At 63.8% G+C, this 15,052-nt stretch carries 10 protein-coding genes; 3 read left to right on the forward strand and 7 right to left on the reverse strand.

What is annotated here, in order from left to right; translation table 11 throughout:
• Window positions 1-106: 106 nt before the first annotated feature.
• Entirely contained in the window at window positions 107-1,099 is a 993-nt protein-coding gene (locus tag H6A16_RS06050) for an SIS domain-containing protein (protein WP_204617128.1), read from the reverse strand.
• A gap of 211 nt (window positions 1,100-1,310) precedes the next feature.
• Here H6A16_RS06050 and H6A16_RS06055 point away from each other — a divergent pair, with 211 nt between their 5' ends.
• Both H6A16_RS06055 and H6A16_RS06060 read left to right on the forward strand, forming a co-directional pair.
• Window positions 1,311-2,033: a GntR family transcriptional regulator gene (locus tag H6A16_RS06055; protein ID WP_204617130.1), complete on the forward strand. Its 723-nt coding sequence runs from the start codon at window positions 1,311-1,313 to the stop codon at window positions 2,031-2,033.
• A gap of 223 nt (window positions 2,034-2,256) precedes the next feature.
• Window positions 2,257-3,372, forward strand: a complete 1,116-nt coding sequence (locus H6A16_RS06060) for a YitT family protein (protein ID WP_204617132.1) — start codon at window positions 2,257-2,259, stop codon at window positions 3,370-3,372.
• 89 nt (window positions 3,373-3,461) lie between these two features.
• On the opposite strand, the gene mfd is transcribed toward H6A16_RS06060, so the two are convergent.
• Window positions 3,462-7,049 (reverse strand): transcription-repair coupling factor, encoded by a 3,588-nt coding sequence (gene mfd / locus H6A16_RS06065; protein WP_204617134.1) that lies wholly within the window; start codon window positions 7,047-7,049, stop codon window positions 3,462-3,464.
• A gap of 244 nt (window positions 7,050-7,293) precedes the next feature.
• Between mfd and H6A16_RS06070 the strand changes: the two genes are divergently transcribed.
• A complete protein-coding gene (locus H6A16_RS06070; RefSeq protein ID WP_204617136.1) occupies window positions 7,294-8,469 on the forward strand; it encodes a PDDEXK nuclease domain-containing protein in 1,176 nt (391 codons plus the stop codon).
• Window positions 8,470-8,502: 33 nt separating this feature from the next.
• Here the strand turns inward: H6A16_RS06070 and H6A16_RS06075 are convergent, their stop codons facing one another.
• The 5 genes from H6A16_RS06075 to H6A16_RS06095 form a co-directional block, all read right to left on the reverse strand.
• Complete coding sequence (locus tag H6A16_RS06075) at window positions 8,503-9,678, reverse strand: MFS transporter (protein ID WP_204617138.1); 1,176 nt, start codon at window positions 9,676-9,678, stop codon at window positions 8,503-8,505.
• A 182-nt stretch (window positions 9,679-9,860) separates the two neighbouring features.
• Window positions 9,861-10,502, reverse strand: a complete 642-nt coding sequence (locus tag H6A16_RS06080; RefSeq protein ID WP_204617141.1) for a hypothetical protein — start codon at window positions 10,500-10,502, stop codon at window positions 9,861-9,863.
• Between the two features lie 115 nt (window positions 10,503-10,617).
• Window positions 10,618-11,217 carry a hypothetical protein gene (locus H6A16_RS06085; RefSeq protein WP_204617143.1) on the reverse strand — a complete coding sequence of 200 codons (600 nt, stop codon included), beginning with the start codon at window positions 11,215-11,217 and terminating at the stop codon, window positions 10,618-10,620.
• Window positions 11,218-11,657: 440 nt separating this feature from the next.
• A complete protein-coding gene (locus tag H6A16_RS06090; RefSeq protein ID WP_204617146.1) occupies window positions 11,658-13,001 on the reverse strand; it encodes a 6-phospho-alpha-glucosidase in 1,344 nt (447 codons plus the stop codon).
• Window positions 13,002-13,191: 190 nt separating this feature from the next.
• Window positions 13,192-14,781, reverse strand: a complete 1,590-nt coding sequence (locus H6A16_RS06095) for an alpha-glucoside-specific PTS transporter subunit IIBC (protein ID WP_204617148.1) — start codon at window positions 14,779-14,781, stop codon at window positions 13,192-13,194.
• Window positions 14,782-15,052 lie beyond the last annotated feature (271 nt).

The following is a 15,052-nucleotide window of genomic DNA, read 5'->3' on the forward strand; positions in this document are numbered from 1 at the left end:
CCTTCGTGTACGATGCGCACGGCGCGGGGGCTCTGGAGCATGCGGCGCGGGCACCCCGGCCCGCGCGCACCTGGGACTGAGAGGCCCGTCCTCTCGAAACTCCGCCTTAGTAGGCGACCTTCCACATATAGCGGCGGGTCATATAGTCCTTATGCGTCACCTTGGACAGCGCGCGCATGTACACGTTGTTTAGAATCGGCGAGAAGATCAGGTGGTTGAAGTACTCCGACACCGCATCGGGCATGTCGTTCAGGCCGAGCTCCTTGCCGTCGAGCACGTACACGCCCTCGCCACCGTACTGGTTGAGGAACGTCAGCGCGCGCTCGTCGGCCGGGCGGCAGCGCCCGACACTCATGAGGATGAACACCGACGTGCGCTTGTCGAGCACCTCGAAGGGTCCGTGGAAGAAGTCGCAGCTGTTGGTGGTCACGGCGTCGATCTGGAGCATCTCCTGGATGTTGCAGATCGAGAACACGTAGGCGGCGCCGAATGCAGGGCCGCTCGCCATGACGTTGACGGTCGGCCGGCCGGCGTTGCGCTCCGCCCAGGCGGCAGCCAGCGGCTGACAGTAGTCGAAGGCGCGGCGGTAGATGGGATCGACCAAATCGAAGGCCGCCATGGCCTCGTCGTAGTGTTCGTAGCCCTCCACTTGCTGGACGAGCTCCATGGCGATCATCGTCACCACCGCGGAGTTCGTGCGGCCCATATCGCTCTCGTCGATGGCCAGGCTGTCGTAGCTCACGCGGTAGTCGCACACCTCGGTGAGATCGGACTCATCCACATAGACCGCGACGGTCACCGCGCCGCGCTCCTTGGCGACGCGCGCCGCCTCGATGGTCTCGGCGGTGCCGCGCATGGAGACCGCCACGGCAAGCGTGTTGGCGTCCACGTAGGAGGGCGTTGCATAGACGAACTCGTTGCTCGTATAGGCCGCCGATGCGATGGTACGCGCCTCGTGCTCCATGAAGTACTGGGCGGGGTAGTTACCGCCGTTCGATCCGCCCGCACCGATCCACACGACACGCGTGATGCCACCGATGTCCTTCTTGTCTGCAAGAATCGTAGTGATGAGTGCGCTAACTTGTTCCTTAGTTGTCATTGTTTAGCCCTTTCTTTTGTGGATTCCGGCGGCATTAGCATACATGTTGAATACAAGTTAGGCAATGACCAATTCGTATCCGTTTCAGGCTGGTCACGAGATTCAGCCGTTCTATAACCTTCTTCACCTGTTGTTTGCGTGCTAGACAAGGTAGACTGTCGATGCGATAATCGTTGTGAACAGGTTTGATATAAGTTAGGTACAGCACGCCATGAACGTACGCGAAACCACAGCCAATCCGCTCTACGACGAGCTCGCTACCACCCTGCGCGAGAACATCCTCACGGGCGTCTATCCCCCTGGATCGAAAATCCCATCGGAATCGGAACTCATGGAAGACACCGGCCTTTCGCGCAGCACCGTCCGTCGCGCGCTCGAAGTGCTGGTCGAGGAGGGCTTGCTCGCCAAGAAGCGTGGACGGGGAGCCTTCGTGACGGGCGATCCCGTCGTCGATACCAAGCGCACCGCGTTCACGAGCTTTGCCGCCGAGATGGCCAAGCAGGGCCACGAGGTCGCAACGCGCACGGTCGATGCCGGACTCTCCGCTGCAACCGACGGCGTCACCGCGTTCTTTGGGATTCCCGCCGATGAACAGCTCGTCAAAATCATGCGCCTGCGCTATGTCGACGGAGAGCCGTTTTGCCTTGAGACCTCGTACTTCGGCACCGATCTTGCCGAGCTTATCGACACCGATCTCACCGGTTCGCTGCACAGGGCGCTCCGTGAGGTCTTCCACCGCGAGCCAGCCCGCGGCCATAAGACGTTCGAGGTCTGCTTCGCCACGCAGAACGAGGCGTTTCTTCTCGACGTGCCCAAGATGACGCCACTCATGCTCGTCACAGACTACGTCTGCGGTGCGGATGGTGCCCCGCTGTACGCATCCAAACGCGTCATGCGCACCGACCGCGCGAAGTACCGCGAGCCCATAGGCTGACGGCTGGCACCTCTGGGGACGTAGCCGGGAGGCGCCACGCCGGGGATTTCGGATGGCAACTTCGCCGCAATGGCCGGCGTGGCGCCTCCCGGCTACGTCCCCAGAGGTGCCAGCGGGGCCGGCGGGCCTCCGAAAACATCTCCGTCCTGAAAGTGGACGCCCGGCGCCGCGGGCGGGGTTATACTGCACGGTCGGATATCCGCCCAACGGAAGGAATCGCCCTATGAGCGCGCCGCTCGAAGAATCTGGATTTGACCAGCTGAAGCGCTTGGGACGCTATGTATTCGTCCGACGGATCGTCACGCTGTGCGCCGTCATCATGTCGGCGCTGCTGCAGGCGTTCGTCATCAGGGTCTTCGTCAACCCGGCCAACCTGCTGTCGGGCGGCTTCACCGGTCTGGCCATCCTCATCGACCGCATCACCCAGCTGTTCGGCGTGAGCTTCTCCACCTCGCTCGGCATGATCGCGCTGAACGTCCCCGTGGCATTGCTCGTGTGGCGCAGCATCAGCAGGCGCTTCGTCATCTTCTCGATGCTGCAGGTATTTCTTGCCAGTGCCTTCCTGCAGTTCTGCCCCTTCGAGCCGCTGCTCGACAACACCATCCTATGCGTGCTGTTCGGCGGCGTGCTCAACGGCATCGCCATCTCGCTTGCGCTCAAAAGCGGCGCCTCGACCGCCGGCACCGATTTCATCGCTCTCATGGTGTCCAACAAGACGGGGCGCACCATCTGGCAATACGTGTTCGTGGGCAACTGCGTGATCCTGTGCATCTTCGGCGTGATCTTCGGCTGGGAGCACGCCGCCTACTCGATCATCTTCCAGTTCCTGTCCACCAAGACCATCGACTCGTTCTACCGCCGCTACGAACGCGTGACCCTTCAGATCGTCACCGCGCGCCCGCAGGAGGTGCTCACCGCGTACAACAGCGAGTTTCATCACGGCTCAACCTGCTTCGAGGCATATGGCGGCTATAGCGGCAAGCCGGTGACCTATATCGTGAGCGTCATCTCGTCCTACGAATCGGATGACGTCATCCACCTGATTCGCCGCATCGACCCGCAGGCCGTGATCAACGTCTGCAAGTCGGAGAACTTCGTGGGCAATTTCCACCGTGCACCGGCCGACGAACCCCTGCCCGCCGAGGTCGACGGCACGCCAGCGTCTGACCCTTTGCTGGGGCTTGCCGACAACCTGGCCGACGCCATCCGCTCCGGATCGGAATACTCCGCCAGCAAGGCCGAGCGCGCCCAGCGCGGCATGCTCGGATCGTCAGATGAGTTCCGCCACGCCGCCGAAACCGCCATCGAGCATCTCGATCACCGCGGCACGAAGGAATAACCGACAAGTTTGTACCTGGCACCAACTTGTCGCCGCTGGCGCCTCCCGGCTACGTCCCCAAAGGTGCCAGAGGGGCCGCCTGGGGCGGGTTAGAGGTCGTCGTCGCCGGAGGGAGCGAGCTGGATCAGGATCGCGAGCGCCGCGGCGACCACGCCGGAACCGTTCTCGCCGGTATCGACGCCGCGGCCCAACCCCGATCCCGCGCCGGCGCCGGCGCGGGCCGGCACCGTGAACTTGCGGCTCTTGGGGTAGTTGATGGCACCCAGCTTGTTCTTGAGCTCGAAGGCGACGGTCTTCGCCACGTCGATTCCCTGGTACACAAGGCGCCCCTGCGTGAGCGACACGCTCTCGAGACCCAGGCGCTCCGCACGGATGCGGATGCGCGCGCGGTCGAACAGGTTTTCCGCCGCCAGCGGAAGCTCGCCACAGCGCTCTTCGGTATCGTGCTGCAGCTCGTCCACCTCGGAAAGTAGCTCGGCCGCCGCAAGCTTGCGGTAGATGAGCACGCGCTGGTCGACTGCCGGCAGGTACTCCTCGGCCAGGTAGAAGTCGGCCGGCAGGTTGATGGCCACGCCCGCCTGCTCCAGGTCGGCGCCACCCTCGCCGCGCGCCTCGGCCACGGCCTGCCCCAGCATCTGCGTGAACAGATCGAAGCCCACACTCGACAGGTTGCCGTGCTGCTCGGCGCCCACAAGCGAGCCTGCACCGCGAATCTCGAGGTCGCGCATGGCGATACGCATACCGCTACCCAGATCCTGGAACTCGGACAGCGCGGTCAGGCGCTCGGTCGCCTCCTCGGTCAGCGGCATCTCGCCCGGGAACATGAAGTAGGCGTAGGCCTGCGTAGCCGAACGGCCAACGCGACCCTTGAGCTGATAGAGCTGCGCCAAGCCGAGCCGCTGCGAATCCTCGATGATCAGCGTGTTCGTGCGCGGGTTGTCGATACCGCTCTCGATGATCGTGGTGGCCACGAGCACGTCGACCTTACCCGTGGCGAACTGCACCATGACGTCCTCCACCTCGCGCGGGCTCATCTTGCCGTGCGCCACGGCCACGCGGGCCTCGGGCACGACCTCGTGCACGCGGTCCACGGCGTCGTCGATGGTTTTCACGCGGTTGGACACGTAGTACACCTGCCCGCCGCGATCGAGCTCCAGACGGATCGCCGCGCTCACCGTGTCGGGGTCGTACTCGCCCACGTGCACGATGACGGGACGGCGCCCGGTGGGCGGCGTGGTGATAAGGCTCATATCGCGCACGCCGGAAATCGCCATCTGCATGGTGCGCGGGATGGGCGTGGCCGACAGCGTGAGCACGTCGATCTGCTCACGCAGGTTTTTGAGCTGCTCCTTATGCTGCACGCCGAAGCGCTGCTCCTCGTCGATGATCACGAGGCCCAGGTCGTGCGGGTTGACGTCGGCCGATAGCAGACGATGCGTGCCCACGAGCACGTCGACCTTACCTTCCGCGAACGCGGCGAGCGCGCGCTTCTGCTGCGCGGGGGTACGGAAGCGCGACAGCACCTCGACCTCCACACCGAAGGGGGCAAAGCGGTCGAAGAACGTCTCGTAATGCTGCTGCGCCAGAATGGTCGTGGGGCAGAGCACCATCACCTGGCGGCCGCCGTCCACGCACTTGAAGGCCGCGCGCAGGGCGACCTCCGTCTTGCCGAAGCCGACGTCGCCGCACAGCAGGCGGTCCATGGGCTTCGCGCTCTCCATGTCGGCCTTGATGTCGGCGATGGCCTCGAGCTGATCGCGCGTCGGCTCGTAGGGGAAGCTCTCCTCCATCTCGATCTGCTCGGGCGTGTCGGGCCCGAAGGCGAAGCCCGTGATGGAGCTGCGGCGCGTATACAGGTCGACGAGGTCGAACGCGAGCTTCTTGGCGCTCTTGCGCGCCTTGGTCGTGGCCCGGCTCCAATCCGCCGTGTTGAGGCGCGTGAGCCGCGGGTTATCGCCATCGGGACCCACGTAGCGCGTGATGCGATCAACCTGCTCAAGCGGCACGTAGAGCTTATCGCCACCTGCGTACTCCAGCAGGAAGTAGTCGCGCTCGCGTCCGGCGACCTCCTGGCGCACGATTTCCGAGAACAGGGCGATGCCGTGCGTGGCGTGGACCACGTAGTCGCCCGGCTTGAAGGGGAAGGTCACCTCGGTGATATCCACACGGCGACGCGCCACGCGGCCACGGCGCGCGTCCATGCGCGCGTTGAGGTCGGCGAGGCTGAACACGGCGAGGTGCGCCTCGGGCACCACGACGCCGGAGGGGATGGGCGCATCCACAAAGGTCACGCGGCCGCGCGTGAGCGTGGGCACGGTGATTGCAGGCGCGCTCTCGAGGTCCGCTGCATTCAGCTTATCCGCATCGCGCTTGAGCAGCGCCACCTTGACCTGCGTGCCGCCCGCCACGGTACCGGCGTTTTCGGGCGCCGCCTGAAGGGACTCCTCGAAGGGAATGGACTCGTCGGTAAACGAGAGCTCCATCGAGTCACGGGCACCGCGGTCGGGAATGGCGAAGGCCACGGCGTAATGGTTGTTCACGACCTCCTGGACGCGCGAGATGAAGCGGTTGTCGGAGCCCGCGAGCGCCGGCTGCTCGATCTTGAGCTCGGCGGTCACGGCACCGCCCGCGCGGATGATGGACACGTACTGCAGGCGCTGCTGGCGGCCGAAATCGAGCTGCTGCGGGCGCACGTAAAGACCGTCGAGGTGGCTGACCTTGGCCTCGCCGGCGCGGCACTCCAGGTCCTCGTAGGCACGCGTGCAGTCGTCGAAGAGGCTGCGGGGCTCCGAGAGCACCACAAGGGTGTCGTCGCTCACGTGCGCGAGCGGGCTCACCGTGGACTCGTACATGAGCGGCATGAAGCGGTCGAGCTCGGGCGTGACGATACGCGCCTTGATCATCTCGAGCATCGCCGCGAGCTCGGTATCGTTTTTGGCCGGCGCGTACAGGGCGGCGGAGATGCGGCGGACGGCGTCGTCGGTGAGGGCGAGCTCGCGCACGGGGAAGATCTCGACGGCATCCTCGTCGCCGATAGTCTGGCCCGTGGAGCTCACCATGCGGCGGATGCGGTCGATCTCATCGCCGAAGAACTCGATGCGCACCGGCGAGGTCGCCTGCGCGGGAAAGATATCCACCGTGTCGCCATGCACGCGGAAGAGGCCCGGCATGTCGGCAGCATCGGCGCTGGTGTAGCCCATGCCCACCAAACGCTGGGGCACCTCGTCGTAGGGCAGCTCCTCCCCCACCGTGAAGGTGGTCGAGGCCCAATAGCGGCTCTCACGCGGGGGCACGCAGCGCAAAAGCGCGCGGGCGGAAGCGACCATGACGCAGGGATCGCCCTGGGCGATGCGTCCGAGCGCCGCGCAGCGGCTGGCAACCACGGCGTCGTCGGGCTGGGTGGCCTTCCACGGGTAGTCGGTGCGCTCAGGGAAGCGCACCACGTGCTCGAGACCCAGGTAGGCAGCAAGCGAACGGGCTGCACGGTCGGCCGCATCCTCGCCCGACACGATGTAGACCATGGGTCGCGGGGTACGCGCGAACTGCGCGGCGAGCATGAGGGTGCGGCCGGACTGCGACACGGCGAGCGTGGCGTCCTGGCCCTCGTTGAGCGCGGCCTCGATGGTTTGCAGCGCCTCCGCCGTAAAGAGCTGCGCGGCGATTCGATGAATCAGCATGTGTCTCCCCCGTCCATGCAAGTTTGGGGACAGGTACCAAACTTGCACGCCGAAAGCCCGCCAGGACGAATCCGGGCGGGCGAGGCAAATCGATATCTACCGACATGATAGCGGGAAAAGGGCGCAGGCACCTATTCCCCATGAGTGGGAGGGCGCGCAGTGGGGCAGCGACATCGAACATATGTCCGCACGAGGTTGTAGCATGTCTTCATGGTGAGATCTGCGAAAGAAAGGCAGGTTGGACATGGCAGCTGGAAAGGACAGCAGACGAGAAGCCCGTATCGGTAGCGGCGCCGACCCCCAGCTCGAGGGAATCGGCATCGCGTATCATCAGTCGTCGGACATCGTCGCCGACGCACGTACGATCATCGACAGCGCGCAGGCCGCCGCCCGGCGCGCCGTCAACGTCACGCTGGTGGTGCGCAACTGGCTGTTGGGTCGGCGTATTGCCGAGGAGGAGCTCCAAGGTAAGGGGCGCGCCGACTATGGCAAGCAAATCGTTGCGATGTTATCGAAAGAGCTTTCAAGTGCATATGGAAAAGGGTTCGGGAAACAGGAACTTTATAAGTACGTCCAGTTCTACAACCTGTTCCCCGAGATTGTCGACTCAGTGAGTCGACAATCTCGCCTCCTCCTCACATGGACCCATTACCGCGAGCTCCTGCGCGTAACCGAAGCCGATGCGCGCGCCTGGTACGTCCGCGAGGCCGCTGAGCAGGCTTGGAGCGTCCGCACCCTCAAGCGCAATATCGACACGCAGTACTACCAGCGGCTTCTCCTTTCTGGAGACAAGCCGCCAGTCGTTGAGGAAATGGAGCGAAACACCGCACCCTACCAAACGCGCGAGTTCAAGCAGGCGGAGTTCATCAAGGATCCCTATATGATTGAGTTCCTTGGCCTGCCAGAAGATGAGCGCATACGCGAGTCGGCCCTCGAAGCGGCGCTGCTCGCCAACCTCCAATCGTTCCTACTCGAACTCGGCAAGGGCTATGCCTTTATGGGCCGTCAGTTCCACCTGCGCGGCATAAGCGGAAACTATTACATCGACCTCGTGTTCTACAACGTCATCCTCAAGTGCTATGTGCTCATCGATCTCAAGGTCGGCAAGGTGACCCATCAGGATGTCGGGCAGATGGACATGTACGTGCGGATGTTCGACGACTTCTACCGCCGGGACGACGACAACCCCACGTTGGGCATCGTTCTGTGTTCGGATACCGATACCGACATCGCACGATACTCGGTGCTTTCCGGCAGCGAGCAGCTTTTCGCCAGCAGGTACAAGCTCTATCTGCCGACCGATGAGGAGCTGCGCGCGGAGATCGAAAACCAGAAGGCACTGTTCGAGCGGCAAGCCGGAGATCGAGATAACGTGTCGGATTTCGGCCAAATGCCCACAGAATCCGAACCGTCCACGTAGGCGAGCGAAATAACCCTCGGGAGTGATTTCGCATCAGGCGCGGCCGGTTGCGCGCAGGTGGTACTCACGCTCGTAGCGCTTGGCGAAAGCAAGCAGGAGCAGCACGGCCACGATGGAGAACGGCACGCCGGCAAGACCGATCCAGTTGTAGGTCGCCCCGGTGTTCAGCACCATCTGGCCCACCTGGGCGCCAATGGCGTTGCCGCCGTTGAAGGCAATCTGCACGCAGGCGCCTCCAAGCAGCTCTCCGCCACCCTGGCCGACCTCGACCATCAGGATCTGCTGCGGACTCGAAACGAAGAAAAGACCGACCGACACGAGGAACATGAACAGGGCGCACAGCATCTGCCCACGGCCGAACAGGAAGATGAGCACGAGCGCGATGCCGCCAAGCGTCTGGCCCGCCGCGGCGGCGATGCCCGGGCTCTTGAGGTCCGCCGCACGCCCGCCCAGCGTGGAGCCCACGACCATGCCCGCACCGGCGAGCACGAGCAGCATCGGCACCACGGCCTCGGCAAAGCCGCCCATGTGCTGCAGCCAGGGCGATACGTAGCTCCACCAGCAGAAGATGCCGGTGTTGCCCAGCAGCACCGCCGCCAGGATGAGCCAGGGGCCGGGCGCCTTCAGAAAGGCGAACTGACCTGCCAGGCCCGCATCCGGAATGGCATCGAGCGCGGGCACGAAGCGGAGGATGAGGATGGCCGCGAGCACCGCCCAGCCCGTGGCGAACACGAACGGCGCATGCCACGAGAACGCACTTGCCATAAGCGTGCCGGCGGGCACGCCGATCATGTTGGCCACGGTCTGGCCGAGCACCATCGTGGCGACCGCCTGCCCCTCGCGGCCCGGATCGGCAAGCATCTTCGACGCGAGCGTCGCCGTGCCGAAGAACGCACCATGCGGCAGACCGGCGATGAAGCGACCAATCAGCAGCATCGTCGGATCGCCCGACAGCGCCGACACCGCGTTGCCCGCAGCGCAAATCGCCATGAACGCGACGATGAGCGTACGCGGCGGCACGCGGCGCCCCACCACGAGCATGGTCGCGCCCACGCACACGCCGACGGCGTAGGCGGTGATGAAATTGCCCGCCCAGGCGACGCTCACGTTTACGCCCTCGGCCACAACGGGCAGGATGCCCATCATCACGAACTCGGCGAACCCGAGCACAAACGCGCCCATGGCGAGGGCGATAAGGCTCTTCTTCATCGTCGGTCCAGCCCTTTCTCATAGCAAGAGCCGGATGCGCGGAGGCAGTCCGGCTCGTTCGATCAATCAGCCAAGCGGATGGTAGCACCACCCGGGCGACGGGCGGTCAGGATTCGGAAATGTTTACGCGACGAGAAGAACGGGCCCTACCCGACAAGATTGGACCTGGCCCCATCTTGTCGCTAGCCCGCCATCATGACGCGCCAGGTGGAAAACGCGCAGAGCGCGCCGACGACGATGATCAGCACCGCACCGATGACGTCGAGAAGCATGCCTGTCGCCTGGCGCTCCTCCGCCCACTCGGAGAGCTGGCCGTCGAGCTTGCGCCAGACGCGCCACAGCAGAAGGCCGCAGCCGACGATGCCGACCGGATTCTGCAGCAGCAGCTCACCGCACACGAAGCCGATGAGGTTCGCCGCCGTGAAGCCACCGTCGCCAGCGCGATAGCGCTTGGCCACGAACCGCAGCTGCCAGGCCACGACCGGCTGGACGACCGCCGAGATAAACGCGATGGTCACCATCGGATCGCTTTGCAGCGCCGCCTGCAACGTCGAAAGCGAACCGCCGCTCACCAGCCATACGTAGGCGATCATGGCGATGGGCACGAGCACGAGCACGACCTCGACGACCGTGAAGATCTGAGCGGTGCGCTGCTCGCAGGCATCGAGTCCTCGGGCTCGACGAGCGGCCTTGCGGGCGGCCCTCTTCTCGGCCAGCTGGACCTCCTTGCGCGACATGCCCTGCGCCGGCCTGGCCTTGACCTCGCGCTCCGGATCGAGCTTCGTGCCGCGCGCGGCGGCGTCGCGCCGTTTCGTCTTCGCCATAATCCGCTCCCTTACATGCCCTGGCGGCAGATGGAGTTAGTTCCTATCAGTCAATGGAACCACATCGGGGCGCAGATGACAATCGTTTGCGCTCCGCCCGTCGGCAACCGAAGCGCTACAGCAGACCGATGCGCCAGCTGGCGAAGGCGCACAGCGCGCCGAGCACGCAGACCACGAGCACGCCGGAAAGATCTGCAAGCATACCGCCCAAACCGCGCTCGCGCTTCCAGCAGGTCAGCTCGCCATCGATGCGCTTCCAGATACGCCACAACAGCAGCGCGCAGCCCACGACGCCCATCGCGTTTTGCAGCATGATCTCGCCGCAGATAAGGCCGATGAGGTTCGCCGCGGCATAGCCTCCGTCGCCCGCCTGATAATGCTCGCGCACGAATTTGAGCAGCCAGGCGATCAGCGGCTGACACATGGCCGAGATGAACGACACCGTGATCGCGGGGTTCTCCCGCATGGCGTTCTGGAGCCCATCGATGGTACCGCCGCCCGTCAGCCACACATAGCCCACCATCGCGAGCGGCACCGCGACGAGCACGATCTGCACGGCCGTGAAGATCTTCGTGGTCCGCCGCTCATACTTAGACTGAGGACGCGCCTGAACGCGGCGCTGGGGACGCTCGGTCCCCGCAACCGGCGCGATCGCGCGGTCGACATCCAGCTTCGTCCCGCGTGCGGCGGCTTGAGCGCGACTCGTCTTTGCCATGATGTCCCTCCTGTGGGCTTGAAACGGGCCTGAAGCAGGCTTGAAAACGATGCTGGCGAACGACCGATCGCTCGCGATGGACAATCTCCCCAGATATGTATCAAATCGCTACCGGCAAACCGGCGATGGGCCCCTGCCCCCCATCGCTCGAAGCCCGGTTGGACCATGTCGGACCCCAAATCGGCGCCTAAAATGCGCCATCATGCCCTGAAGTCCGCTATTTCCGCACGAAGAAACGCCTTGCGAAGATACATATCTGGGGAAAATGTCCGGAAATCAATCGGGAGGCCCGGCGGCAGGCCGAATCCTGCCGCCGGAGCCCTCCAATCGCGCACAGCGGGGCGCCACGATCGCGTTGCCGCCTCGCAGCGCCCCACGGGAAGCGGCCATCGGGCCCGCCGCCTCCCGAGAAGGAGCGTAGCTGACGCTTCGAGCTGCGCCTAGTGCAGCTCGGGCCAGTAACCCTTGTTGGCCTCGATGAGGTCGTCGAGGATGAGCTTGGCCACCTTGGCAGAAGGCACGGTGGCGGACAGCGACAGCGCCTGCCACAGCTTCTGGTAGCTGTGCTCGACCCAGGCCTGGACGACGAGCTTCTCGACGGAGACCTGCTGTTCGAGCATGCCCTTCTGCCACTGCGGCACCTGGCCCTGGCAGATCTTCTCGTAGCCGTTCTTGCCGACGATGCAGGGTACCTCGACCATGGCGGTCGGATCGAAGTTCGACACCGCACCGTCGTTGGGGACGATCAGCAGGAAGCGCTCGAGCGTGTTCTCGGCAAGCGCGCAGGCAAGGTCCACGATGTAGGTGGCGTGCGCATCGGCCTCGAAGCCGCAGCCCTCGGCAGTGCCCTTCTCGATCACCTCGCGGCAGGCGCCGAACACGTGCTTCTCGCGGCCGTCCATGACCTCGTTGGCGCGGGTGTAGTTGGGATCCGAGGTCTCGACCACGTAATCCGGGAAGATGTAGTACTTCAGGTACGTGTTGGGGATGGTCTCCGGGTCGAGCGCATAGACGTCCTTGGCCTTGCCGAAGGTGTGAATCCAGGACTCGTCGATGTGCTGCTCCTGGCCCTCCTCGTGGCTGATGCCATCGAGGTAACCGTTCTTGGCCATGTGCTTCTTGATCTCGGGCATAAGGTCGTTGCCGTCCTTATCGTAGATCTTGGTGAACCAGCCGTAGTGGTTCAGGCCGTAGTAGCTGTACTGCAGCTCGCGACGATCCTTGATGCCGCACATGACGGCCATCTTGTCCATCAGGTCGATCGGCATGTCGCAGATGTTGATGATCTTGCTGTTGGGGCGCAGCACGCGGCAGGCCTCAGCCACGATGGCGGCAGGGTTGGAGTAGTTGAGCATCCACGCGTCGGGGCTCCACTTCTCCATGTAGTCGAGGATCTCGATGACGCCGCCAATGGAGCGCATGCCGTAGGCGATGCCGCCGGGGCCGCAGGTCTCCTGGCCGAGCACGCCGTACTTCAGCGGGATCTTCTCGTCCTTCTCGCGCATGGCGTACTTGCCGACGCGGATGTGGGCGAGCACGAAGTCGATGCCGGTGAAGGCGGTCTCGGGATCGGTGGTGTAGTTGAACTCGATCTCCGGGGCGTTCTCGCGGAAGTAGATCTCGCACGCCTTGGCCACGATCTCCTGGCGCTCGGCGTCGTTATCGTAGAACGTGATCTTGTTCACCGGGAAGCGGTCGTGCTCCTTGAGCAGCATCAGCGCGATGCCGGGGGTAAAGGTGGAGCCGCCGCCGGCGATGGTGACTGCATACGACTTCTTGGACATAGATGGTCATCCTTTCCATATTTCGGACGAAGGCTGGATGGATTCGCGCAGCAACGGTTACGCGGATTCACGGAATGGAAGGGGCGGGCGGCGCGAAAGGGAGGGTGGGGCACCGCCCGCCCGGGGCTTTGCGAGCCGGATGGCAGTAAGACTCGCAAGAGGAGAGGGTGCGTATGGATGAGCGGATGCGCTACATCAGCTTCTCGAACTCGTCGCGGACCTTGTGCACCTTAAGGCCGATGATGATCTGGACGGACTTGCCCTTCTTCATGCAGCCGCTGGTTCCGATGCTCTTGAAGTCGGCGTCCTCGGCCACGAGGGACTCGTCCTTCACGTTCAGGCGCAGGCGGGTCACGCAGTTGGTCACGTCCACGATGTTCTCGGGGCCGCCCACGAGCTCCATGCAGGCAGCGGCGGTCACAGCATAGGGATTCTCCTCGGCAGCGGCGGTGCCATCGGGCAGCGTGCCGCCCTGCTTGGCCGCGCGGTACTCGGCCTTGCTGTGGAACTTGACCTCCTCGTCATCGTCCTCGCGACCAGGGGTCTTGAAGTCGAACTTGAGGATAAGCGTGCGGAAGACGATGAACCAGACGCCGGTGAAGACCAGGCCGACAACGAGGCCGATGAGGTAAGTCATCCAGTGGTTGGCCCACAGCGGGATGAGGTTCAGCGAGCTGATCTCGATAAGGCCGCCGGCGAAGACGCCCACGACACCCACTGCATTCATGGCCGTGGCGAGGCACGCAGCAAGCACGCAGTGGACGATGAACAGCGCGGGAGCGATGAACAGGAACGTGAATTCGATAGGCTCGGTAACGCCGCAGAAGATGGCGGTCAGGGTGATCGGGATCAAAAGACCCAGCAGCTCCTGGCGCTTCTCGGGCTTGGCGGTGGCGTAGAAGGCCAGCGCGATACCCGGGCAGCCGAACATCTTGGACCAGGTGGAGCAGGTGAAGGCGGCATAGGGGGCAAGCTCGGTGAGCGGCGCGGAGGACGCGGCGATCTCGGGAAGCTGCTTGGCGAATGCGGCGTAGATGCCGCCGTTCACCACGGCGTTGTCATAGTAGAACGGGCTGTACAGCAGATGATGGAGGCCGAAGGGGATGAGCGCGCGCTCGAGGAAGGCGAAGATCCACACTCCCGGCAGGCCGACTGTCGCCACGAAACCCTGGAAGGCACGGATGCCGTCCTGCACGTGCGGCCACACGAGGCACGCGAGCAGCGCGGTGGGAAGCATCACGAAGAACGCGACCATGTAGACGAATGTGGAGCCGGCGAAGACACCGAGCCACTCGGGAAGCTCGAAATCGAAGAGCTTGTTGTGCAGCGCGATGACGATACCGGAAATGGCAAGGGCACCGATCATGCCCATGTCGAGGGTCTTGATGCTCGCAACCATAGCCAGACCGGAAGAGCCACCGGTCTCGGCGCTGAAGTCGACGCCGAACGTGGGGCCCCACTGGGAGAGCATCGTCGAAACGAAATAGTTGAAGGTGAGGTAGGCAACGAGCACTTCCATGCAGCAGCGTGCATTCTGCTTGTTGGCCAGACCGATGGGAAGCGATACCGCGAACAGCAGCGGCAGCTGGTTGAAGACCGTCCAGCCGCCCTGCAGGATGACGTTCCACACGCCATACCACAGCGTATCGGGAGCTGCCAAGGTGCCGAAGATGACCTCGGTGGTAAACAGCGTACCGAGACCGATGACCACGCCCGCGAATGCAAAGAGAAGCACCGGCGTAAACATGGCGCCGCCGAACTTCTGGATCTTTTGCATCATGGTAGCCCTCCTCCTTTCTTGTTTGCGCAACCGGACAGGCGCATCCGGTTCATGTAACCATGTATAACCTGCATGTCCCCCTGCTCAGATACGCTGCCGGCGTTGCGACCAAACATGTACGTACAAGTTATGCCATCATAATGCGCTGCTTGTTCGTACAAGTCAACGCATTATGCGCAGCCTCCCGCGAACGGTTGGAATCTTCCGGTAAGCGTGATACTTGTTCGAACATGATTGGCATTCGTGCCTGGATGCTATCCGTTCATGTCCG

The organism is Collinsella tanakaei, assembly GCF_016900375.1.
Lineage (GTDB): Bacteria > Actinomycetota > Coriobacteriia > Coriobacteriales > Coriobacteriaceae > Collinsella.